At 74.6% G+C, this 22197-nt stretch carries 20 protein-coding genes, 1 pseudogene and 1 riboswitch; of the genes and pseudogenes, 10 read left to right on the top strand and 11 right to left on the bottom strand.

Features of this window, described 5'->3' with window-relative positions; translation table 11 throughout:
• Positions 1-13: 13 nt before the first annotated feature.
• The 4 genes and pseudogenes from F7Q99_RS43590 to thiO all read right to left on the bottom strand — a co-directional run.
• Positions 14-1340, bottom strand: a pseudogene (locus tag F7Q99_RS43590) (protein kinase domain-containing protein); the annotation flags it as partial.
• 203 nt (positions 1341-1543) lie between these two features.
• On the bottom strand, positions 1544-2362 hold the full coding sequence (locus F7Q99_RS06095) for a thiazole synthase (RefSeq protein WP_153460394.1): 819 nt from the start codon (positions 2360-2362) through the stop codon (positions 1544-1546).
• 2 nt (positions 2363-2364) lie between these two features.
• Positions 2365-2574, bottom strand: a complete 210-nt coding sequence (gene thiS, locus F7Q99_RS06090) for a sulfur carrier protein ThiS (protein ID WP_153460393.1) — start codon at positions 2572-2574, stop codon at positions 2365-2367.
• Entirely contained in the window at positions 2571-3746 is a 1176-nt protein-coding gene (thiO, locus tag F7Q99_RS06085) for a glycine oxidase ThiO (protein ID WP_153460392.1), read from the bottom strand. The genes thiS and thiO overlap by 4 nt, the downstream gene beginning before the upstream one ends.
• A 3-nt stretch (positions 3747-3749) precedes the next feature.
• A riboswitch (TPP riboswitch) is annotated at positions 3750-3862 on the bottom strand.
• A gap of 93 nt (positions 3863-3955) precedes the next feature.
• Here thiO and F7Q99_RS06080 point away from each other — a divergent pair.
• The 3 genes from F7Q99_RS06080 (at position 3956) to thiE (ending at position 6227) form a co-directional block, all read left to right on the top strand.
• Complete coding sequence (locus F7Q99_RS06080) at positions 3956-5149, top strand: NAD(P)/FAD-dependent oxidoreductase (protein WP_326846321.1); 1194 nt, start codon at positions 3956-3958, stop codon at positions 5147-5149.
• Between the two features lie 68 nt (positions 5150-5217).
• Entirely contained in the window at positions 5218-5583 is a 366-nt protein-coding gene (locus F7Q99_RS06075; RefSeq protein ID WP_326846320.1) for an Rv2175c family DNA-binding protein, read from the top strand.
• Positions 5580-6227 (top strand): thiamine phosphate synthase, encoded by a 648-nt coding sequence (gene thiE / locus F7Q99_RS06070; protein WP_326846319.1) that lies wholly within the window; start codon positions 5580-5582, stop codon positions 6225-6227. Before F7Q99_RS06075 ends, thiE begins: the two co-directional genes overlap by 4 nt.
• Positions 6228-6281: 54 nt before the next feature.
• On the opposite strand, the gene F7Q99_RS06065 is transcribed toward thiE, so the two are convergent.
• On the bottom strand, positions 6282-7388 hold the full coding sequence (locus F7Q99_RS06065; protein ID WP_326846318.1) for a polyprenyl synthetase family protein: 1107 nt from the start codon (positions 7386-7388) through the stop codon (positions 6282-6284).
• Positions 7389-7561: 173 nt separating this feature from the next.
• Here F7Q99_RS06065 and metF point away from each other — a divergent pair, with 173 nt between their 5' ends.
• Entirely contained in the window at positions 7562-8476 is a 915-nt protein-coding gene (gene metF / locus F7Q99_RS06060; protein WP_153460390.1) for a methylenetetrahydrofolate reductase [NAD(P)H], read from the top strand.
• 174 nt (positions 8477-8650) lie between these two features.
• Positions 8651-9505, top strand: a complete 855-nt coding sequence (locus F7Q99_RS06055) for a hypothetical protein (protein ID WP_153460389.1) — start codon at positions 8651-8653, stop codon at positions 9503-9505.
• Between the two features lie 7 nt (positions 9506-9512).
• Here the strand turns inward: F7Q99_RS06055 and F7Q99_RS06050 are convergent, their stop codons facing one another.
• Together F7Q99_RS06050 and F7Q99_RS06045 are read right to left on the bottom strand one after the other, a co-directional pair.
• The gene (locus F7Q99_RS06050; RefSeq protein ID WP_195910999.1) at positions 9513-10955 is read right to left on the bottom strand and encodes a phytoene desaturase family protein; all 1443 of its coding nucleotides are present in this window, start codon (positions 10953-10955) and stop codon (positions 9513-9515) included.
• A gap of 11 nt (positions 10956-10966) precedes the next feature.
• Positions 10967-11596 (bottom strand): DUF4126 domain-containing protein, encoded by a 630-nt coding sequence (locus F7Q99_RS06045; RefSeq protein WP_153460388.1) that lies wholly within the window; start codon positions 11594-11596, stop codon positions 10967-10969.
• 533 nt (positions 11597-12129) lie between these two features.
• On the opposite strand from F7Q99_RS06045, the gene F7Q99_RS06040 reads away from it, so the two are divergent.
• From F7Q99_RS06040 to F7Q99_RS06030, 3 genes are all read left to right on the top strand, one after another.
• Complete coding sequence (locus tag F7Q99_RS06040; protein ID WP_407697841.1) at positions 12130-12672, top strand: SAV_6107 family HEPN domain-containing protein; 543 nt, start codon at positions 12130-12132, stop codon at positions 12670-12672.
• A 71-nt stretch (positions 12673-12743) separates the two neighbouring features.
• Positions 12744-13496, top strand: a complete 753-nt coding sequence (locus F7Q99_RS06035) for a methyltransferase domain-containing protein (RefSeq protein WP_153460387.1) — start codon at positions 12744-12746, stop codon at positions 13494-13496.
• Positions 13497-13916: 420 nt separating this feature from the next.
• On the top strand, positions 13917-14306 hold the full coding sequence (locus F7Q99_RS06030; protein WP_326846317.1) for a DUF3040 domain-containing protein: 390 nt from the start codon (positions 13917-13919) through the stop codon (positions 14304-14306).
• 88 nt (positions 14307-14394) lie between these two features.
• Here the strand turns inward: F7Q99_RS06030 and F7Q99_RS06025 are convergent, their stop codons facing one another.
• From F7Q99_RS06025 to F7Q99_RS06010, 4 genes are all read right to left on the bottom strand, one after another.
• Positions 14395-16824, bottom strand: coding sequence for a transglutaminase family protein (locus F7Q99_RS06025; RefSeq protein ID WP_153460386.1), 2430 nt, complete (start codon positions 16822-16824; stop codon positions 14395-14397).
• Positions 16821-18143, bottom strand: a complete 1323-nt coding sequence (locus tag F7Q99_RS06020; protein ID WP_326846316.1) for a DUF58 domain-containing protein — start codon at positions 18141-18143, stop codon at positions 16821-16823. Before F7Q99_RS06020 ends, F7Q99_RS06025 begins: the two co-directional genes overlap by 4 nt.
• Before the next feature lies 1 nt (position 18144).
• Complete coding sequence (locus tag F7Q99_RS06015; RefSeq protein WP_326847179.1) at positions 18145-19089, bottom strand: AAA family ATPase; 945 nt, start codon at positions 19087-19089, stop codon at positions 18145-18147.
• 337 nt (positions 19090-19426) lie between these two features.
• Positions 19427-19969, bottom strand: coding sequence for a beta-class carbonic anhydrase (locus F7Q99_RS06010; RefSeq protein WP_153460385.1), 543 nt, complete (start codon positions 19967-19969; stop codon positions 19427-19429).
• 532 nt (positions 19970-20501) lie between these two features.
• Between F7Q99_RS06010 and rsmH the strand changes: the two genes are divergently transcribed.
• Together rsmH and F7Q99_RS06000 are read left to right on the top strand one after the other, a co-directional pair.
• Complete coding sequence (gene rsmH / locus F7Q99_RS06005) at positions 20502-21476, top strand: 16S rRNA (cytosine(1402)-N(4))-methyltransferase RsmH (RefSeq protein ID WP_153460384.1); 975 nt, start codon at positions 20502-20504, stop codon at positions 21474-21476.
• Between the two features lie 189 nt (positions 21477-21665).
• Complete coding sequence (locus F7Q99_RS06000) at positions 21666-22148, top strand: septum formation initiator family protein (RefSeq protein WP_326846315.1); 483 nt, start codon at positions 21666-21668, stop codon at positions 22146-22148.
• The last annotated feature ends 49 nt before the right edge of the window (positions 22149-22197 follow it).

Here is a 22197-nt window from a genome sequence, read left to right as displayed (position 1 = left end):
TGCCCACCCCGGGGTCGGTGGAGATCACCTGGCCGGACGGCACGCTCTCGCTGAACGCCTCGACGAACCGGCCGTGCATGCCCTCCTTGTCCAGGATCCGCTGCGCCTCGGACCGGTCCTTGCCGAGCACGCCGGGCACCGGGGCGTACAGCGCCTCGGACAACCCGTACGAGGCGCCGCCGATCACCAGCACCAGGGCGGTCAGCGCGGACGCCCAGATCAGCGGCTTGCGGGGGATCCGGCGCAGCCGGCTCGGGCGGTTCGGGCGCACCGGGGTGGGCTCGTTGTACGGGCGGGGCTCGACCAGCAGCTGGTCCATCAGCTCCGGCGGGACGTCCAGCACGCTGGTGCGCTCGGCCGGCGGCGCGGCCGGCTGGGGGAGCGGCTGGATCACCGAGGTCGGCTCGCTGGTCGGGTAGCGGGGGCTCGTCCGCGTGGAGGCCGGCGGCTCCGCGTCCAGCTCCTCCGGGGTGAGTGCGCGGCGGACCCGCTGGAGGGCGGCCAGGAGCTCGACCGCGTCGTACGGGCGGGCGTCCGGGGTGCGGGCGCAGGCGCCGGCCACTATCGCGTCCAGCGCCGGGGTCACGGACGGGACGGCGAGCGACGGCGCGGGGACGTCCTCGTGCAGGTGCTTGTACATGACCTGGACGGGGTTGTCGCCGGTGTGCGGGCGCCGGCCGGTGAGCATCTCGTACAGCAGGATGCCGGCCGCGTAGACGTCGACGCGCTGGTCGGTGGGGGCGTCCGGGAGGATCTGCTCGGGCGCCAGGTAGGAGACGGTGCCCATGACGGTGCCGCCGGTCGCGGTGGACGTCGAGGTGGGCTGGCCGTCGGCGGTGCCCAGCACCCGGACCAGGCCGAAAGTCGGCGACCTTCACCAGGCCGCCGTCGGTGATCAGCACGTTCTCCGGCTTGACGTCCCGGTGGACCAGCCCGGCCCGGTGCGCGGCGCCGAGCGCGGCGAGGACCGGCTCCAGGACGTCCAGGGCGGCCCGGATCGACAGCGCACCGCGGTCGCGCAGCAGCTCGCGCAGGGTGCGGCCGGGCACGTACTCCATGGCGAGGAAAACGTTCCCGCCGTCGGCGCCCTGGTCGAAGACGTTGACCACGTTCGGGTGGGTGAGCCGGGCGACCGCCTTGGCCTCGCGGATGAACCGGGCGGTGAAGCCCTCGTCCCCGGCGAGGTCGGGGTGCATCACCTTGAGCGCGAGCACGCGGTCGAGGCGGGTGTCGGTGCCCCGGTAGACCGTGGACATCCCACCGGTCGCGATGCGCTGGTCGACCCGGTACCGGCCGTCGAGCAGGGTACCGATCAGAGGATCTGACAATGTGTGCACCACTTGGATACTGTCGGTGACCTGTCCACGGGCAGCGGTCAGGGCTTGGCCGTCATGAGGGTCTTCGGATCCGAGTGAGGAGCCCTCTCGCTTGCGAGGGGGAGGAGTGACGTCCACCGGGCGAGTCTAGTGAGGTGTGGACCGGAAGACCCCGGAGGGCATTGCCTCCGGGGCCATCTGTGCCCGGCTTGTGACGCGTCATGCCCCTAGAAGGCCGGGTGCTCCCGGGTGTCCAGGTCGGCGCGGCCGGCCATCGCGGACGAGGCCTCGGCGTGGAAGCGGCGCGGGATCCGGCCGGCCCGGTACGCGAGGCGGCCGGCCTCGGTCGCGTGCCGCATCGCCTCGGCCATCAGCACCGGGTCCTGAGCCCTGGTCACCGCGGAGGCGAGCATCACCGCCGAGCAGCCCAGCTCCATCGCCAGCGCGACGTCGGAGGCGGTGCCGGCGCCCGCGTCCAGGATCACCGGGACGTTCGCGCTCTCCACGATCAGCTGGAAGTTGTGCGGGTTGCGGATGCCCAGGCCGGAGCCGATCGGCGAGCCCAGCGGCATGATCGCCGCACAGCCGACGTCCTCCAGCCTGCGGGCCAGCACTGGGTCGTCGTTGGTGTACGGGAGCACCGTGAAGCCGTCGTCGACCAGGGTCTCGGCGGCGTCCAGCAGTTCGATCGGGTCCGGCAGGAGGGTCCGCTCGTCGGCGATGACCTCCAGCTTCACCCAGTCGGTGCCGAGCGCCTCGCGGGCCAGCCGGGCGGTCAGCACGGCCTCCCCGGCGGTGAAGCAGCCGGCCGTGTTGGGCAGCACGCGGATCCCGTTGCGGGTCAGCACGTCGAGCACCGAGCCCTGGGTGGTGGCGTGGACCCGGCGCATCGCGACGGTGGTGAGCTCGGTGCCGGAGGCCAGCAGCGCCTGCTCCAGGATCTCCAGGCTCGGCGCGCCGCCGGTGCCCATGATCAGCCGGGAGCCGAAGGTCGTCCCGGCGATGGTGAGGCCGTCCTTGTCGTCGGGGAAACGGTCGTCGGCCATGCTCAGCCTCCCTGCACGGCGGTGAGGATCTCGATCCGGTCGCCCGCCGACAGCGGGGTCTGCGACCACGAACTACGCGGCACCACGGCCTCGTTGAGCGCGGCGGCGACGCCGGAGTTGGCGGCGCTCAGGGTGGCCACCACCTCGGCGAGGGTGGTCGTGGCGGGCACCAGCCGGGGCTCGCCGTTGACGGTCAGGGCGATGTCGGTCATGCGTGGGCCTTCGTGGTGGGGCGGGCGGGGGAGAACCGGGCGGGCGTGAACGGCCTTGCGAGATCGGGTACTTCACCGGTCGCCAGGTACTCGGCGACCAGGTCGGCGGTCACCGGGGTGAGCAGCACGCCGTTGCGGTAGTGGCCGGTCGCGGCGACCAGACCGGGGAGTTCGGTCGGCCCGAGCAGCGGCGCGTTGTCCGGCGAGCCCGGCCGCAGCCCGGCCGAGGTCTCCACCAGCGGCAGTTCGGTGATCCCCGGTACCAACTCGTGGGCGTCCCGCAGCAGTTCGTACACCCCGCCGGCGGTGACGGTGGTGTCGTAACCCTGCTCCTCGGTGGTCGCGCCGATGACCAGCTCGCCGTTCTCCCGGGGCACCAGGTACAGGTGCTGCCCGCGCACCACCGCGCGGACGTTGCGGGAAAGGAACGGCCGGTACGCCTCCGGGATCCGCAGCCGTAGGATCTGTCCCTTCACCGGACGGATCGCCGGCAGCACGCCCTCCGGCAGACCGGGGAGCCGGTGGCTGTACGGGCCGGCGGCGAGGACGATCTGGTCGGCGGTGACGGTCTCCAGGGTCGAGAGCCGGGCGCCGACCGCGCGGCGGTCCTCGACCAGCAGCTCGACGGCCTCGGCGCGGTGGATCACGACGTTCGCACGCTCGCAGGCGAAGATCAGTGCCTTCAGCAGCCGGCGGCCGTCCACCTGGTGATCGTCGGCCACGTGCAGGCCGCCGCGGACGCCGGGGGCGAGCATCGGCTCCAGCCTGCGGGCCTCCCGGCCGGTCAGCCAGGTCGAGTCGAGGCCCAGCCGTTGGTGGAAGGCGTGCAGCTCGCGCAGCTCCTCGCGGTCGTCCGAGTCCAGCGCGACGGCGAGGGTGCCGCACCGCCGGTAGCCGGTGTCCTCGCCGCCGCTCGCCTCGGTGAGTTCGGCGACGAAGGACGCGTACCGCTCGTTCGACGCCATGCCCAGGCGCAGCAGCGGTTCCTCGCCGTACTGCAGCTCGGTGACCGGGGCGAGCATCCCGGCCGCGACGTGGGCGGCCCCGCCGCCGGGGGACGGATCGACCACGACGACTTTCCTCAGACCGCGCTGCGCCGCCCGCCAGGCGACGGCGAGGCCGATGACGCCCCCGCCGATCACCAGCACGTCGGCTTGCGCGCCCCGTGCCAAGCGTGTCAAAGCTCCTCTTCTCCCTTCGCCGGTATGACCCGGATCAGGTTCGGACGGTCGCAGGCCGTGTCAGCCCGCCTCTCAGCCCGGTACGCCGGGCTCCCGTGATGGTGCCCCCACCTTAACTCCGGGGCCCGGACCGGCCGAAGACGCGTACGAGGGGCGGACGGGCCGGTCGGGCCGCGGACGGCGCTGAGTACAGTGACGGCGTGGCAGAGCTGAGCGGAACGGATCAGGTGGTCGTCGTCGGAGCCGGGCTGGCGGGCGCGCAGTGCGCCCTGGGGCTGCGGCGCGGCGGGTGGCAGGGGCGGATCGTCCTGGTCGGCGAGGAGCCGCACGCGCCGTACGACCGGCCGCCGCTCTCCAAGGACGTCCTGCTCGGCAAGGCCGACGCGACCACCCTGGACATCGACTTCCCGCACCTGGGCGTCGAGCTGCTCACCGGCCGCCGGGCCACCGGCCTCACCCCGGGCGTGCTGCACACCGACGGCGGCGACCTGCCGTTCGGCGCGCTGGTGATCGCCACCGGCGCCGCCCCGCGCGCCCTGCCCGGAGCCGAGCGTGCGCACCTGCTGCACACCCTGGACGACGCGCTGGCGCTGCGGGCGCTGCTCCGGCCCGGCCTCCGCCTGGTGCTGGTCGGCGCCGGCTGGATCGGCGCCGAGGTGTCCACCGCCGCCCGCGCGGCCGGCTGCGAGGTGACCGTCGTCGAGGCGGGCCCGGCGCCCGTCCCCGGCGCGCTGCCGACCGAGGTCGGCACGGCGATGGCGGCCTGGTACGCCGAGGCGGGTGTGGACCTGCGCTGCGGGGTCGGCGTCGCCGCCGTCGAGTCCGGGTCGGTGCTGCTGGCGGACGGCGCGCACCTGCCGGCGGATCTCGTGGTGGTCGGCATCGGCGCCCGGCCCGCGACCGACTGGCTGGCCGGCTCCGGCGTCGAGCTGGACGCGACGGGCGCCGTGCTGGTGGACGAGCACCTGCGCACCAGCCTGCCGGGCGTCCTCGCGGCCGGCGACTGCATCAGCTACCCCTCCGCCCGCTCCGGTGCCCGGCTGGCCGTCCAGCACTGGGACCACGCGCTGCAGTCCGGCGAGGCCGCGGCCGCCTCCGTCCTCGGGGCGGACGCGCCGTACGACCCGGTGCCGTACTTCTGGTCGGAGCAGTTCGGCCGGATGGTGCAGTACGCGGGCCGGCACGCCGAGGGCGACGAGCTGCTGTGGCGCGGCTCGCCGCAGGACCCGTCCTGGGCCGTGCTGTGGCTGCGCGACGGCGTGCCGACCGCGCTGCTGGCCGTCGACCGTCCGCGTGACCTCACCCAGGGCCGGCGGCTGATCGAGCGCGGCACCGCGCTGGACCCGGCCCGGGCGGCGGATCCGGCCGTGCCGCTGAAGTCGGCGGCACTCTGACGCCCTCTGACGCCCTCTGACCCGGCCCCTTGGTGCGCGCCGGGCCGTGGAGGTGGCAGTCTGGTGCCGTGAGTGAGATCGAAGCCAAGATTGACGCCCTGGTCCCCGAGTGGCTGTACCTGCCCGACATCTCTGAGCAGTGGGGTGTGCTGGTCACCGAGGTGCGCAACATGGTCAAGAAGGGTGACCTGATCGCCGTCCGCCGCGGCCCGAACAAGTCGCTGCAGGTCCCGGCCGCGTTCATCGACGAGACCGGCCCGGTCAAGCACCTGGTCGGCCTGCTGACCGTGCTGCGCGACAGCGGGTTCAGCGACGACGAGATCCTGGAGTGGCTGTTCACCGAGGACCCGTCGCTGCCGGGCACCCCGATGCAGGCGCTGTGGGAGAACCGGGCCACCGAGGTCAAGCGGCGCGCCCAGGCGATGGCCCTGTGACCAGCGGCCCGCGGGCGCGCCTGGCCGACGCCAGGCTCTACCTGTGCACCGACGCCCGTCGCGAGCAGGGCGACCTGGCCGAGTTCCTGGACGAGGCGCTGGCCGGCGGGGTGGACATCGTCCAGCTGCGGGACAAGGGCCTGGAGGCGAAGCAGGAGCTGGCGGCCCTGGAGGTCTTCGCGGACGCCTGCCGCCGCCACGGCAAGCTGCTGGCGGTCAACGACCGCGCCGACGTCGCCCACGCGGCCCGGCCGGACGTGCTGCACCTCGGGCAGGACGACCTGCCGGTGCCGGCCGCCCGGGCGATCCTCGGCGACGACGTGCTGATCGGCCGGTCCTGCCACGCCGAGTCCGAGGTGGACGCGGCGATCGCCGAGCCGGGCGTGGACTACTTCTGCACCGGCCCGGTCTGGCCGACCCCGACCAAGCCGGGCCGCCCGGCGCCGGGCCTCGGCCTGGTCTCGTACGCGGCCGAGCAGCCCACCGACCGGCCGTGGTTCGCCATCGGCGGCATCGACCTCGGCAACGTCGACGAGGTGCTGGCGGCCGGAGCCCGCCGGATCGTCGTGGTGCGGGCCATCACCGCCGCCGACGACCCGCGGGCGGCAGCCGCCGAGCTGTCCCGGCGGCTGCGCTCGGCCTGACCCCCACCGGGGCCGTCACCGTTCCCCGTACGAGCTCAGTGCTGACGCACGTGCTCAGTACTTGCGGACGGTGGCGGCCTCGGCCAGTGCCAGCAGCACCGCGCGGGCCCGCTCGTCCACCAGCGGCGCCGCCGCCAGAGCGTCCAGCGCCTGGCGCATCAGCTCGTCGATCCGGCGCTCCACCAGCTCCGGCGCCCCGCTGCGGGCGACCAGCTCGCGCAGCCCGGCGACCTCCTCGGGCGCCAGGTCCGGCGCGCCGAGCCGTTCGTCGAGGTGGCGCGCGTCGGCGGCCGACAGCCCGCGCATCGCGTGCGCGACCAGCAGGGTGCGCTTGCCCTCGCGCAGATCGTCGCCGGCCGGCTTGCCGGTGACCGCCGGGTCGCCGAAGACGCCGAGCAGGTCGTCCCGCAGCTGGAACGCCTCGCCCAGCGGCAGCCCGAACGCCCCGTACGCCTCGACCAGCTCCGGCGGGGCGCCGGCCAGCAGCGCGCCGACCTGGAGCGGGCGCTCGATCGTGTACTTCGCCGACTTGTAGTGCAGCACCGTCTGCGCCCGGTCCAGCGCGCCCTCGTCCGTCGAGTCGCCGGCCACCGGCTCCAGCACGTCCAGGTACTGGCCGACCATGACCTCGGTGCGCATCAGGTCGAACACCGGCTTGGCGGCCAGGACGGCGGCCGGCTCCAGGCCGGAGCGCAGGAACAGCTCGTCGCACCAGATCAGCAGCAGGTCGCCGAGCAGCACCGCCGCCGAGGCGCCGTACTGCTCGCGGTCGCCGCGCCAGCCGCGCTCACGGTGCAGCGCTTCGAAGCGGCGGTGGATCGAGGGCAGGCCGCGGCGGGTGTCGCTGCGGTCCATCAGGTCGTCGTGGACGAGCGCGCTCGCCTGCAGCAGCTCCAGGGCCGCCGCCGCGTTGGCGATCCCCTCGCTCTCGGCCGCGCCGCCGGCGCCGCGCCAGCCCCAGTAGCAGAAGGCCGGGCGCAGCCGCTTGCCGCCGTCCAGCAGGAAGTCGCGCAGGGCGTCGGAGGCGGGCACCAGCTGGGGCGAGATCTTGCCGAGCAGCGCGGACTGGCCGTCCATGAACGCGACGAGGGCGGCGTTCACGCGCGCGCGGACCTCCTCCACGTCAATGGGGTTGGCCGGCCGGTTGCTGGACGAGGTCACGATGAGGCTCCGCGGTTCGCTTGGGGTGCAGCAAGCGTAGCGGGGCGGCCGGGGAACAGCCGTGCGAGCAGGGCGGACGGGCTGCCGGCAGGTAGTGGAATGTCGTCCACCGTTTGTCTCAATCCGTGGAACCAAGGTGTCCGGGCCCCCGGGTCGACGGATAGCCTGCCAGCATGGCACTCGGTATCGCGTCGACCAGATCGGACCGCGCGTTGACGGTCCGCGAGCTGCTGGCGGCCGGAAAGCGGTCCTTCTCCTTCGAGTTCATGCCCCCGCGCAGCGAGGTCGGCGAGCAGAAGCTCTGGGACGCCATCCGGCGGCTCGAACCGCTCGACCCGAACTTCGTCTGCATGACGTACGGAGCCGGCGGCTCCTCGCGCGAGCGCACCGTCAACATGGTCGGTCGGATCGCCACCGAGACCACCCTGACCCCGGTCGCCCACCTGACCGCCGTCGACCACTCGATCGCCGAACTGCGCAACATCATCGGCCAGTACGCCGACCAGGGCGTCCGCAACGTCCTCGCCGTCCGCGGCGACCCGCCCGGCGACCCGATGGCCGACTGGATCAAGCACCCCGACGGCGTCACCTACGCCTACGAGCTGGTGGAGCTGATCAAGGGCATCGGCGACTTCTGCGTCGGCGTCGCGGCCTCGCCGAACATGCACCCGCGCTCGACCAACTGGGACGACGACATCCGGCATTTCGTCGGCAAGATCCGCGCGGGCGCCGACTACGCGATCACCCAGATGTTCTTCGAGGTCGACGACTACCTGCGGCTGCGCGACCGGGTGACCGCCGCCGGCTGCGAGGCGCCGATCATCCCGGAGATCATGCCGGTCACCAACGCCAAGCAGCTGGAGCGCTTCCCGCAGCTCAGCGGCTCGGCCTTCCCCGCCGACCTGGAGGCCCGCCTGCGGGCGGCGATCGACGACCCGGCGGCGCTGCGCGCGGTCGGCATGGAACACGCCACCGCGATGGCCGAACGCCTCCTCGCCGAGGGCGCGCCGGGCCTGCACTTCATCACGCTCAACCACTCGACGGCGACGCTGGAGATCTACCAGAACCTCGGTCTGCACCGGCGCTGAGGGCCTCCCGGGCGCGGGTTCACGAGCCCGTCACCGTCCCGGCGGTGGCGGGTTCGGTCGTGTGCGGCCGGGTCCGGGGCGGCGGGAACGCGATGCGGTGCCCCGGCCGTTGAGCGGGTACAGTCGCCGCACACGCGCGGCGCGCGCGGGCACGCGACTGGAGGTAGCGGGCGGATGGGCATCGGATACCTGCTGCTGTACGCCGCGTTGGCGGTGGTGGCGCTCTGGCTGGTGGCCGAGCTGCTGCTGCAGAACCGGGCCCCGCTGCACTGGCGCGCCCTCGCGCTGGTCGGGTTCCTCGGCGTGGCCGGCGGGATGGGCCTGCGGTCCGTCCCGGTGATCGGCGCCGGCGCGGCCATGTTCGCGGTCGGCCAGACCCTCGTCACCCTCTCGGTCAAGCGCGGCTACACGGCCGGCTGGTCGCTGCGCAAGGCCGACGACAGCCTGCCCGGCCCGCTCGCCAAGGTGCCGCTGCTCGGTGCGCTCACCGGCGGTGCGGCGGCGGCGACCGCGGTCGAGGCGGCCGACACACGGGTCGGCGAGGTCAGCGCCGTCGAAGCGCCCCCGGAGCCCGCCCTGGCCGCCGAGGCCGTCGCGGAGGTCGAGCAGACCGCCGCCTTCGAGATGCAGGAGATGGCCGCCGACGGCGTCTACATGCCCGGCTACTACGAGCAGCAGCAGCCGCAGGACCCGTACGTCGAGGCCTACCAGGCCGGCTACGACCCCGTGCAGCAGCAGACGTCCTACGACCAGCAGCAGTGGCAGGCACAGCAGCAGCCCGCCTTCGCGTACGACCAGGGCTACGGCGCCTACCAGCAGCAGCCCGACCCGTACGGCGGCTACCAGCAGCAGGACCAGTACGCGGGCTACCAGCAGCAGCAGACCGCCGCCTGGGACCCGAACGCCCAGCACCAGCAGTGGCAGCAGCAGCCCGACCAGCACCAGATGCACCAGCAGGGCATCCCGCAGCAGCCGAGCTACGAGCACGGCTACGGCTACCAGCAGCAGAGCACCTGGCACCAGGGCTGACGCCCCGCTACGCCGGACCGATCAGGTTGGCCGCGATGCAGGCCGACATGCCGACGCGGGCGAGCCCGCCGCCGGGGTGGGCGGCGCCGCCGATCCGGTAGTGGCCGGGGGCCTGCTCGGTCGGGGCCTGGAGGTAGGCGCCGCGGTCGCCGGCCAGGGCGGGGCGCGGGACGGCGCCGAACGGGGAGCCGCTCTCCCGCTCGGTGTCCGCCGGGGTGCGGACCACCCGCCACAGCGCACGGTCGGCGAGGCCGAGTCCGGCCGCGTCCGCGTGGGCGATCATCCGGTCCGCGAACCGGTCGGCGGCCCCGGGCTCCGTCCAGTCGACGCCCCCGGCCGGGGCGGTGGCGGTCAGCACGGCCGTCTCGTGGCCCGCGGGGTGCAGCGACGGGTCGTCCGGCCGCAGCACCTGGACGGTCGGGCGGTCGGCGAGCGGGGCGCCCCAAGTGAAGATCCCGGCCAGTTCGGCGGCCGGGTCCGCCGCGTGGACGACCGTGCGGTGCACGGTGCCCGCGGGGCGCTCGCCGCGCAGCGCGAGCAGGACGACGACCCGGCCGGGGACCGGGTCGGTGCGGTCCTGCGCCGGGGCGCCCACCGCGGAGATCACCACGTCCGCCTCGATCGAGCCCGCCGAGGTGTCGATCCCGCAGGCCCGGCCGTCCCTCTCGACGACCTGCTCGAAGCGGGTGTCGAAGCGGAACTCCACCCGGCGCTGCTCGCAGCGCCGGTATACCGCGTCCGCCAGCGCGCGCAGGCCGCCCCTGACGTACCAGACTCCGAAGGACTGCTCCATGTACGGCAGCACGGTGGCCCCGGCCGGGGCGGTGCGCGGGTCGAACCCGAACCGCAGCGCGTGCTCGTGCAGCAGGGCCGTCAGCCCGGGGTGGCCGCCGAGTTCGCGGGCGGCGACGTCGGCGAGCGTCCAGCGGCCGGCCGGCCGCAACCGGGCGAGGCCGCGCCGGGGCGGGACGGGGTACGGGTCGGCGTGCAGCGGCCGGGGGTCGGCCGGGAGCGGCTCCTCCAGCAGCGGGCGGCGGGTGGCCTCCCAGACCGTCCGGCCGCGGTTCACCACCGCGTTCCACAGGGCGCCCGAGCCGGTGCCGAAGGCCGCGTCCAGGGCCTGACCCACACCGCCGCGCGAGGCGTTGGGCAGGGCGAGGTCGGTGCCGTCCGGGAACAGGTGCCGGCTCTCCGGGTCCACCGGGGCCAGGTCGACCAACTGCTCCAGCGGCTCCTTGCCGGTCTTCAGCGCGAGGTCGCGGTAGACGGCCGGGAGGGTGAGCAGGCCGGGGCCGGTGTCGAAGGCGAAACCGTCGCGCTCGTACCGGCCGACCATGCCCCCGTACGTGCCGCCCGCCTCGCAGACCGTCACCCGGTGTCCGAGGGTCGCCAGCCGGGAGGCTGCCGCGAGCCCGCTCATTCCTGCGCCGATGATGACGATCCGTGCCATGGCACACGATCCTAGGGCTGTCCGGCGTACACACCTTCCGGGCCCGCCACCCGGGCGGCGCGGGCGGCCTTGCGCTCCCGGCGGCGGGCCCGGAAGGCCCGGATACGGTTGATCGCGAACCAGACCAGCAGCAGTCCGACCGCCAGCAGCACGGCGGCGATCGAGGCGGCCAGCCAGGGGTGGAAGATCGCCAGGGTGACCAGGCCGGCCACCGACAGGTCCTCGGCCAGGCTCACCGCGATGTTGCTCGCCGGCTCGGGCGAGGTGTTGACCGCCATCCGCAGCGACGCCTTCACCAGGTGGCTCACCAGCGCCGTCGTGCCGCCCACCGCACCCGCCGCGACCTCGCCGAGCGAACCCGGGTCGGCGCTCGCGATCAGCGCGCCCACGGTGGCGCCCGCGATCGGCCGGATCACGGTGTGGACGACGTCCCAGACGCTGTCCACGTACGGGATCTTGTCGGCCACCGCCTCCAGCACGAACAGCACGGCGGCCGCGATCAGCACGTCGGTGCGCTCCAGCGCGGGCGGCACCGACTCGGCGCCCCCGAACCGCCCCAGCAAGCCGAGCAACAGCACCACCGCGTACGCGTTGATGCCACTGGCCAGTCCGCTGGTGAAGATCAGCGGCACGATCGTCATCGGGTCCCCTCCTCGAAAAGCCCGGCGGGGCCGCCCGGCCTCGCCGTACCGTAGCGGGACGCGGCGGGCCGCCTCGCCGGTTCCGGCGCCGACCGGATCGGTGGACATCGGGGCCGCCGGGGACGTCGGGGATCGGCGGACTGAGTACGGATACTCAGATCCACGATTGAGTAATTGCACGGATGCCCTCCGACCTGCGCAGACGGCAGAGTGGTGGCACCCGGGACGGCGGGCGCGTCGGGCGCCCGCTCCCGGGACGGCGGACCCGTCCGCCCGGCCGGCCCTGGGGAGCCGGCGGGCGGCGGCGCAAGGTCCGCCACCGGTGCCGGTCCGTCGCCGCGCACCGCCGGCACGGGGCGGCGGTGCGGGCTGGGGGGAGCCGGTCCGCCGGGGGGGAGCGTGGAACCGCCGCCTGTGGGGGCGGCGGTTCACCGGCGCCCGACCCCGGCCGGATTGTCAGTGGTCCCGTTCACGATGGAGGAGCACGGACCACCCGGTCCGCGCGCTGCCTCGGAACGGGGGAGACCATGACCATCAGCCACCCTGAGCCCGTCACCGCCCGCCTCCACTCCGCCGCCCTGCCGCACTCCCCGGGCGGACGCCCCGGCGCCGGGGACGTCCATCCCGTGCTGCGCCGCACCGCCGCGCCGCCGGCCGCCCTCGACCTGCTCGCCGACGCCCACCGCACCCTCGCCCGGGCCCGCGCCCTGGAGGATCCGCTGGAGCGGTACGCCACCGCCCACCTGGCCGCACTGCGCACCGTCGCGGCCGTCCTCGCGGTGCGCGGGCGGCCGGAGAAGAACCCGCGCCGGCGCCAGGCGATCCGCAGCGCCTGGGAGGTGCTGCCCGAGGTCGCGCCCGAACTGGCCGAATGGGCCGTCTACTACGGCGCCGGCGCCCGCCGCCGGGCCGCCGCCGAGGCCGGGATCCGGGGCGCCGCCACGGCCCGCGACGCCGACGACCTGATCCGCAACTCCGCACTCTTCCTCCGCCTGGTCGAGCGGCTGCTCGGCCTCCACCCGTCACCGCCCGCCCCACGGCTGCCCCTGGACGACGACCCTTCCCGCACGGGGTGACGGGCGGCCCCACCCGCCCGGTCTAAGGTGGAGGCATCCCGATCCGTCTGCACGTGCCGAGGAGTCCCGCCTTGTACCCGACGCGTCCCCGCAGCGCCCTGCGTACCGCCGTGGTGTGGGAGGTGGTGCGGGCGGCCCTGGAGAAGCGGGCCGCCGAGCTGGAACAGCCCGTGCTCGATGTGGTCGACACCGGCGGCGGCACCGGCAACTTCGCCGTACCGGTGGCCAGGCTCGGCCACCGGGTCACCGTCGTCGACCCGAGCCCGGACGCGCTGTTCGCGCTGGAGCGGCGGGCCGCCGAGGCCGGCGTCACCGACCTGGTCCGCGCCGTCCAGGGCGACACCCAGACGCTGCCCGAGGTGATCGCCCCCGGCACGGTGGACGCGGTGCTCTGCCACGGCGTGCTGGAGGTCGTCGACGACCCGGCCGAGGCGCTCGGCAGCCTGGCCGGCACGCTGCGCACGGGCGGCGTGGTCAGCCTGCTGGCCGCCAACCGCAACGGCGCCGTGCTGGCCCGCGCGCTGGCCGGCCACTTCACCGAGGCGCGCGCCGTGCTGTCGGCCGCCGACGGCCGCTGGGGCGAGCAGGACCCGATGCCGCGCCGCTTCACCGGCGAGGAGCTGAGCCGGCTCGCCGCAGGCGCCGGTCTGCGGGTGGAGTCGGTGCACGGTGTCCGGATCTTCTCCGACCTGGTGCCCGGCGTCCTGGTGGACACCGAGCCGGGCGCGCTGGACGCGCTGCTGAAGCTGGAGGAGGCCGCCGCCGCCCAGCCCGCCTTCCACGCCGTCGCCACCCAGCTGCACCTGCTCGCCACCCTGGCCTGAGCCGCCCGGGAGCCCCGATCCGCAGGACCCGCGCCGTGCGGTTCGCACGCCGTCCGGCGGCGGTTCGTCGTCCGCCGCCGCCCGGCCGCCCCGCCGTGATCGCCGAAGCTCCCCAGGTCCTGCCCGATTCCACCGGATCGGGCACTTGTACGGGTCTCGCCGCGTTGATCGGAGTGCGGCCGGGCCCGGTCGAAGTGGCCCGTCCCACGCGCCGCAGACCACCCCGTAACGGGCCCACGGACCGTATGATCTGGGTAAAGCCGGAAAGCATGACCGCCGGACGCATGGGGCATATGGACGACACGGGCCGGGTCCCCCGCACAGGCGTCCGACCGCGTGTTTCGAAGGCTGATTTGGACTTGCCTCCCCGACCGGGGCGGCGGACCGGTCGCACCCGCGACCGACGAGTAGGAGGACTCCGTGCCGCTCTCGGAGCACGAGCAGCGACTGCTCGACCAGATGGAGCGAGCGCTGTATGCCGAAGATCCCAAATTCGCGTCGGCGCTTGAGGGAACCGGGTTGCGCACCTACACCCGCCGACGGGTCTACCTGGCCGTCGCCGGCTTCGTGGTCGGCGTCGGCCTGCTGATGGGCGGCATGGTCGTCCCGGACCAGATCTGGGTCAGCGTGGTCGGGTTCCTGGTGATGCTCGGCTGCGCGGTGTTCGCCGTGACGGGCTGGCGCCGCGGTCCCGCGGGCCAGGGCTCGGGCCCCCGGCCGGCCGCCGCGCCGCGCCGCAAGGCCGGGATGATGGACCGGGTGGAGCAGCGCTGGCAGCGCCGTCGGGACGAGCAGACCGGCGGCTTCTGAGCCGCACGGCCGTACGGAAGCCTGAAACACCGCCGGGGGCGGGCAGTCGATCGACTGCCCGCCCCCGGCGTTCGTGCGTCTCCCGCCCTCAGGACTCCGGGTTGCGCTTCCGCCGGGTGAACACCCGCCGCACCGGCCCGGTGACCGCGTCGGTCACCCGGCGCGTCCGGGTGCCGGCCGCCGCCCGGGCGGTCATGACCGCCTCGGAGATTCGCCACCACAGCTGCGCCGAGGACGGCGGCAGCAGCACCGCCCTGGCCCGGTCGGCCCGGCCGGCGGTGGCCCGCAGGCCTGCCCGGGCGGTCCGGACGTCGGCCGCCAGCGGGCCGGTGACCTGGCCGGACGGGGCGTAGAGCACCCGTTCGGTGGCCAGCGCCAGCCGTCCGGCGGCGGCCGCCGCGTTCTCGTCCAGCTCGGCCGTCTCGGTGATCCGCCGGGCCGCGGCCCGCGGGGTGCGCGACTCGTCGGGCGGGATGCCGAGGTCCCAGGCGGAGTCGATCAGCTCGTCCCAGGCGGCCAGCACCTGGGCGTCGGTGAGCCCGCCCGGGCCGTCCCCGCCGGGCCTGCGGCGCCCGCCGCCGAGCCGGCGGCGGCGCAGCGCGGCCCGCCAGAACAGCGGGACGAGCAGCAGGGCGATCAGCGCCACCACCGCGGCGAGGGTGCCGAGCACCTGCCCGGAGAGCAGCCAGGACTCCTCGCCGGTGTTTGCGGCGGCGGTGTCCTTGTCACCGCACTCGCCCATGCGGCGCAGCTTGGGGTCGCAGTCCTTGCTGGCGGACGGCGCCGGCGCGGGCGCGGAGCTCTGGGCGGCGGCGGTCGGCTGCCGGGTGGGCGCGGTGGTCGGGGTGGCGCTCTGCTCGGTGTAGCGGGGCTGGACGCCGCGGCTCGGGGTGGGCTCGAAGCGCGTCCAGCCGTAGCCCGCGAAGTACAGCTCGGGCCAGGCGTGGTACATCCGGCCGGTCACCGCGTAGACGTTGGCGCCCTGCGCGTCGCCCGGGGTGAAGCCGACGGCGACCCGGGCGGGGATCTTCAGGGTGCGGGCCATCGCCGCCATGGTGGAGGCGAAGTGGACGCAGAAGCCCCTCTTGTCGCGCAGGAAGGTGACGATGGCGCTGTTTCCGGTGCCGCCGGTGACCGTCGTGTCGTACCTGAACTGCGGCCCGGTGAACCACGCGGCCAGCGCGACCGCCTTGTCGTAGTCGGTCGACGCCTTGGCGGTGACGACGCGGGCCTGCTCGGCGACGACCGCGGGCAGGTCGGCGGGCAGGGCGGTGTAGCGGTCGCGGACGTCCTGCGACGCCTGCGGTGCGGTTCGCAGGTCGTTGGCTGTGGGCCGTACGTCCAGCGCCGTGACCTGGTAGCGCAGGCCCTTGATCGCCTTGTCGCTGGTGGGCATGACGGTGCGCGTCACCTGGTCGAGCTTCCAGTCGCCGCGGTTGGGCAGCTGGACCGAGACGACCGGGTAGGGCAGCGGCAGCCAGCTCTTCTCCAGCCGGTCGCTGACCGTGAAGTCGCCCCTCACCTGGGGGACGCTGGAGTCCCGCAGACCCTCCGGGGAGGGGAAGGTGGCGGGCAGGTCGAGGACGGTGCCGGTGCCGAGCTTCCAGTTGGTGCCGTCGAATTGGTCCAGCGAGCCGGTCCGCAGGTACGTCTGCTCGGCGACGTCGGCGTCCAGCGAGTAGCGCAGCAGCTCGCCGTCGCTGGGCCTGGTGATCTCGGACTGCAGGCTGACCAGCGGGTCGAGGCTGGTCACCGCACCGCCGGAGCCCTTGCCCGGGGTGCCGCCGGAGCCGGAGCGCAGCAGGCCGGACTCCCAGTGCGGAAGGAAGACGGGCAGCAGCAGGGCCACCGCCAGTGCCAGGATGCCGACCTGCTGGCCGCCCAGGCCCACCGCGCCGGTGCTCTCGGTGCCCCGCGAGGTGCCGCGGAAGACCCGGCCCCAGCGGGAGACCCGGTCCTGGCCCTCGGCGAAGAGCAGCACCAGGTAGCCCGCGGACGCGAGGCCGAACCAGATCCAGCTGCCGCGGTCGCCGGCCAGGCCGTTGCCGACCGAGTACAGAGCCAGCAGTGGCAGCCCGGCCAGCGCCGAGCGCCGGTAGGTCACCGCGATGGTGTCCACCACGACGGCGATCAGGCCGACCGAGGAGACCAGGATCAGCCGCAGGCCCGCGCTGGGCGGGGCCGGGATGGCGTACTGCTGGATGTCGTCCAGGCCGGCGCCGAACACCCGGTCGAGGGCGCTCACCGAATTGGGCCCGGGCACCAGGCCGCCCCAGGCGGCACCCGCGCCGGCGAAGCCGATCAGCAGCATCACGAACAGGACGGCCAGCTGCCCGATCGGCACCGTCCAGCGGTACAGCGGGGCACGGCGCAGGCCCGCGCCGGCCGCGGCGACCACCGCGATCACCAGGAACGCGTGGGTGATCCAGCTCTTGGTGGTGAGCAGCGGGGTCAGGCAGAGCGAGGCGAGGGCGGTGGCCAGCGCCGAGTACACGGTCAGTTTGGCCCGGGTGGTCACGCGCCGGTCTCTTCTCGGTAGGGGGCGGTGGTCTTGGCGCCGTCGGCGGCCCGCCACAGGTCGGGGACGGAGTCCCCGGCGCGCACCGGCAGGACCGTCCAGCCGGCCTCGCGGAGCCGGCGGACCCGCGCGCGGAACTCGTCGCCGCCGGTGTCGGGGGCGAGCATCCGCAGACCGGACCAGGTGCCGGTGTCGAGCAGGAAGGCGATGGCGCCGCCGGTGCGGCTGCGCAGCCGTGCCAGCCGGGTGGTCTGCGCCTCGTCCAGCTCGCCGAGGACGGCGACCACCAGGCCCTCGCCGCCGGTGCGCAGCGGCTCCTCGGCGCGGGAGAGCCCGCCGCCGTCGGACAGGTCGGCCACCGCGAGCGCGTCCAGGATCAGCCCGGAGGCCTCGTCCGCGGTGTTGCTGCCGCCGGTGCCGGGGCCGGGGACCGACTGGCCGTCGTCGGTGAGCAGTCGGGTCTGGTAGCCGCGCTCCAGCAGGTGCACGGAGACGGAGGCCGCGCAGCTGACCGCCCACTCGAAGGAGGAGGCGGGGCCGCTGCCCCGGTGCGCGGTCTCCCGGGTGTCCAGCAGGACGGTGGCGCGGGCCCGCTGCGGCTGCTCCTCGCGGCGGACCATCAGTTCGCCGTAGCGGGCGGTGGACTTCCAGTGCACCCGGCGCAGGTCGTCGCCGGGCCGGTACTCGCGCAGGATCACGTCGTCGTCGCCGGCCAGCGCGAGCGTGCGGGTGTGGCTCTCGCCCTGTCCGGCCCACTCGCCGGTCAGCCGCATGTACGGCAGGGCCTGGACCTGGGGGACGACGGTGAGCACGTCGGAGGCGGTGAAGGAACGGTTCACCTCGCACATGCCGAACGGGTCCGACAGCCGCAGCTGGAGCGGCCCGAGCGGGTAGCGGCCGCGCAGGTCGGAACGGACCCGGTAGGAGACCTCACGGTGGCCGCGCGGCTCGATCCGGTCCAGCACGAAGCGCGGGCGCGGCCCGAGCACGTACGGGACCTTGTCCTCCAGGAGCAGCAGCCCGGTGGGCACCCGGGAGACGTTGTCGACGCGCAGGTGGACCCGGGCCTCCTGGCCGGCGACAGCCCGGCTCGGGCTCAGCCGGCGACCGCTGGCGACCCGGTAACGCGTGTTGGCCAGCACCAGGGCGGCGGCCAGCGGCAGCGCGGCGAGCAGCACGCCGACCCGCAGCAGCGCGTCCTGGTCGAGCAGGTAGGCGCAGACCACCGCGGTGAGCCCGGCGGCGAGGAAGGAGCGGCCCCGGGTGGTGAGGCCGCGCAGGCCGGCCCGCAGACCCGACGACGAGTCGGCCGATGCCACCTCAGCCCCTCCGGACGGCCGGGCCGCCCTGCGGGCGCGGCAGCGGCAGCCGGGCGACCAGGTCGGCCACGATCTGCTCGGCGGTCCGGCGGTTGAGGTGGGTCTCGGCGGTCGGCATCAGGCGGTGCGCGAGGACCGGGACGGCGAGGCGCTGGATGTCGTCCGGGGTGACGTAGTCGCGCCCGTCGAGGGCGGCGGCGGCGCGGGCGGCCCGGACCAGGTGCAGGGTGGCGCGCGGCGAGGCGCCCAGGCGCAGCTCGTGGCTGGTGCGGGTGGCGCCGACCAGGTCGACGGCGTAGCGGCGGACCGGGTCGGCGATGTGCACGGTGCGCACCAGGTCGATCAGCTTGAGGATGTCGGCGGCGTGCGCGACCGGCTGGAGGTCCTCCAGCGGGCTCGCGCCGGCGTGCACGTCGAGCATCGCGAACTCGGCCTCGGGGCTGGGGTAGCCCATCGAGATCCGGGCCATGAAGCGGTCCCGCTGGGCCTCCGGGAGGTGGTAGGTGCCCTCCATCTCGACCGGGTTCTGGGTGGCCACCACCATGAACGGCGAGGGCAGCTCGTAGCTGGTGCCGTCGATGGTGACCTGGCGCTCCTCCATCGACTCCAGCAGCGCGGACTGGGTCTTCGGCGAGGCGCGGTTGATCTCGTCGCCGACCACGATCTGGGCGAAGATCGCGCCCGGGCGGAACTCGAAGTCGTTGCGGTGCTGGTCGTAGATGTTGGTGCCGGTGACGTCCGAGGGCAACAGGTCGGGCGTGAACTGGATCCGGCGGACGGTGCAGTCGACCGAGCGGGCGAGCGCCTTGGCCAGCATGGTCTTGCCGACGCCGGGGACGTCCTCCAGCAGCAGGTGGCCCTCGGCGAGCAGGACGGTCAGGGCGATCCGGACGGCCTCCGGCTTGCCCTCGATCACGCTCTCGATGTTGGCGCGGACCCGGTCCACGACGGCTGCGAGCTCCGGAAGGCCGACCCGGTGGTACCCGTCCGCCTCCTGGGCGCCCCCGGAAGGACTGTCGAGACCGGCCTGATCGCTGTAGCTCGTCACCCGTAACGCTCCCTGGCACACTGCGCCGCCTCACCCCGAGGCCGGCCCCCACCCCATGCTTGACGCGGCCGTTCCGGGGGCGGTTCCGTGGGGGATCCGGCGCCGGGCAGCGGCCTGCGGCCCGGCCGCCCCAGGTGGTTCGAGGTCAACCGGCAGGCGCATTCTCCCCCGCCCGAGGGGCGGAAGTCACCCTGTCGCCCGGACGCCGTTGGCCGGGCGAGCGACGGCGGACGGGTCAGTGGATCTCGCGGAGCAGGCCGGTGTGGACGTCGAAGACGAAGCCGCGGACGTCGTCGGTGTGCAGCAGGAACGGGGACGTGCGGACCCGCTGCATGGACTGGCGCACGTCGCCGTCCAGGTCGACGAAGGCCTCCACCGCCCACTGCGGGCGCTGGCCGACCTCCATCTCCAGCTCACGGCGGAAGTCCTCGGTGAGCCCGAGCAGACCGCAGCCGGTGTGGTGGATCAGCGCGATCGAGCGGGTGCCCAGGGCACGCTGGCTGATGGTGAGCGAGCGGATGGTGTCGTCGGTGACGACGCCGCCCGCGTTGCGGATGACGTGCGCGTCGCCCAGTTCGAGGCCGAGCGCCGCGAACAGGTCGAGGCGGGCGTCCATGCAGGCCACCACGGCGATCCGCTGCACCGGGCGGGCGTCCATGCCGCCGTCGCGGAAGGTCACCGCGTAGTCGCGGTTGGCCGCCACGAAGCGGTCGATGATGGTGGGTCTCTCGGAGTCGGCAGCGGCGGTCGGCGTGGGCCGGTCGGGGGTCACTGTCATACGGGCGACGTTAGTGCGATTCGGGCCTCCGTGGTGGGGCGGAGAGCTACAGAACCGCCCGCTGTGACCGAGCGCATAGCCACAACGGAAGGGCTTCGGACGGGTTTGTCCGGCCTGGTCCCGGAGCGCGCGCGGCCGGGGCGCGGGACCCTTTGACGCGGCCCGCGCCGGTCGCCCCGGCCGGCCGCCGGGACGGCTGCGACCTGCGGTGATCCGTACCGCCGCCCGGGTGGTGCGCCGGAGCGGGCCATTGACTGGAAGGGGCCGCGCGATAGAGTTGCGGCGCAGTCGAGCACACCCGCCGGAGCCCGTCAACCGGGCTTTTCCGGCCGTGCGGCGGCCCACGCGGCCCGTGGCCTCCACCCGCTCCGTGCCCACCTGGCGCACCTTCCCCGGCGCCGGGCGGTCACGTCCTTCCCCTTGAGCGGGCGGGGACCACGGGCCGCGTCGTGTCCGCGTCCGGCGGTGGGCGAGAATGGTCGGAGCTCCCGGACGTCGGGCTGCTCCGCACCGAGGAAGGGCGCCACCGCGCATGACCACCAACGATCCGGGCCCCAAGCACGTCCCCGTGATGCTGCAGCGGTGCATGGACGCCCTGGCCCCGGCGATCTCCCGGCCCGGCGCCGTGGTGGTGGACGCGACCCTCGGCCTCGGCGGGCACAGCGAGGCGCTGCTCACCCAGTTCCCGGAGGTCCGGCTGGTCGCGGTGGACCGCGACCCGCAGGCGCTCAGGCTCTCCGGCGAGCGGCTCGCGCCCTTCGGCGACCGGGCCACCCTGGTGCACGCCGTCTACGACGAGATCCCCGAGGTGCTGGAGCGCCTGGGCATCGACCGGGTGGACGGCGTCCTGTTCGACCTCGGTGTCTCCTCGATGCAGCTGGACGAGGCCGAGCGCGGCTTCGCCTACGCCCAGGACGCCCCGCTGGACATGCGGATGGACCAGACCCGGGGGATCAGCGCGGCCGAGGTGCTGAACACCTACAGCCACGGCGACCTGGCCCGGATCCTCAAGGTCTACGGCGAGGAGCGGTTCGCGGGGAAGATCGCCTCGGTGATCGTGCGCGAGCGGGCGAAGGAACCGTTCACCACGAGTGCGCGTCTGGTCGAGTTGGTGCGTAACGCCATCCCGGCGGCGACCCGGCGCACCGGGGGGAACCCGGCCAAGCGGACGTTCCAGGCCCTGCGGATCGAGGTGAACGGCGAACTGGAGGTGCTGGACCGGGCGATCCCGGGGGCACTGGACGTCCTCGCGCTCGGCGGGCGGATGGTCGTGATGTCCTACCAGTCGCTGGAGGACCGCCTGGTGAAGCAGTACTTCGCCGCCGGGGCGACCAGCACCGCGCCGCCGGGGCTGCCGTTCGTCCCCGAGGAGCACCAGCCCTGGCTCAAGCTGATCACCCGCGGGGCCGAACTGGCCACCGAGGAGGAGATCGAGGAGAACCGGCGCGCCGCGCCCGTGCGGCTGCGGGTGGCGGAGAGGATCAGGGACCGGAACAAGCGGGGCTGAGCGGGAGTCCCGGGGCGGTCCGAAGGGCGGAGGAGAGCAGTGGGGCCGGTGGCTGGAGGGCCCCTCCTGCCCGTTGGCGGGCGAGGAGGGCGGGTCCGGGCGGGGAGCGGGGCACTGCCGGGGCAGGGCAGGGCGCGGATCACGGTCCGGCCGGGGCGGCGCCCCGTCCGGGGGCGCACGCCGTTCGCCGTGCTGGTGGTGGTCCTGCTGGCGGCGGGGCTGTTCGGGCTGCTGGCGCTGAACACGGCGCTCAACGAGGGCTCGTTCGAGCTGTCCCGGTTGCAGAAGCGCACCACCGTGCTGACCGACGAGCAGCAGGGGCTCCAGCACCAGATCGACCAGAACTCCGCCCCGGACGCGCTGGCCAAGCGGGCCGCGGAGCTCGGCATGGTCCCGGCGGGCGGGATGGCGTTCCTGGACGTGCAGAACGGCGGCAAGGTGCTCGGCAAGCCCGGCCCGGCGCAGGACAGCCCGCCGGTGAAGCGGTCGACGGCCGAGCCGTGGCCGATGAAGCAGCAGCCGTCGCCGAGCGCGCAGCAGAGCGCCCCGGCGCCGGCGGCGACGGCCGGTGACGCCGTGGTCCAGATCAATCCGGGCGTCCCGGCCGCGCCGGCCGCCTCCGCGGCCGCCAGTCCGGCCGCGCCGGCGCCGAGTCGGGGTGCGGGCCGATGAGCGGGTGGGACGAGCAGATCATGAGCGGGTCCGTACGGGCGGATGGCCC

The sequence above is a fragment of the Streptomyces kaniharaensis genome (assembly GCF_009569385.1).
Lineage (GTDB): Bacteria > Actinomycetota > Actinomycetes > Streptomycetales > Streptomycetaceae > Kitasatospora > Kitasatospora kaniharaensis.
This window is presented reverse-complemented; position numbering and strand designations above follow the sequence as displayed.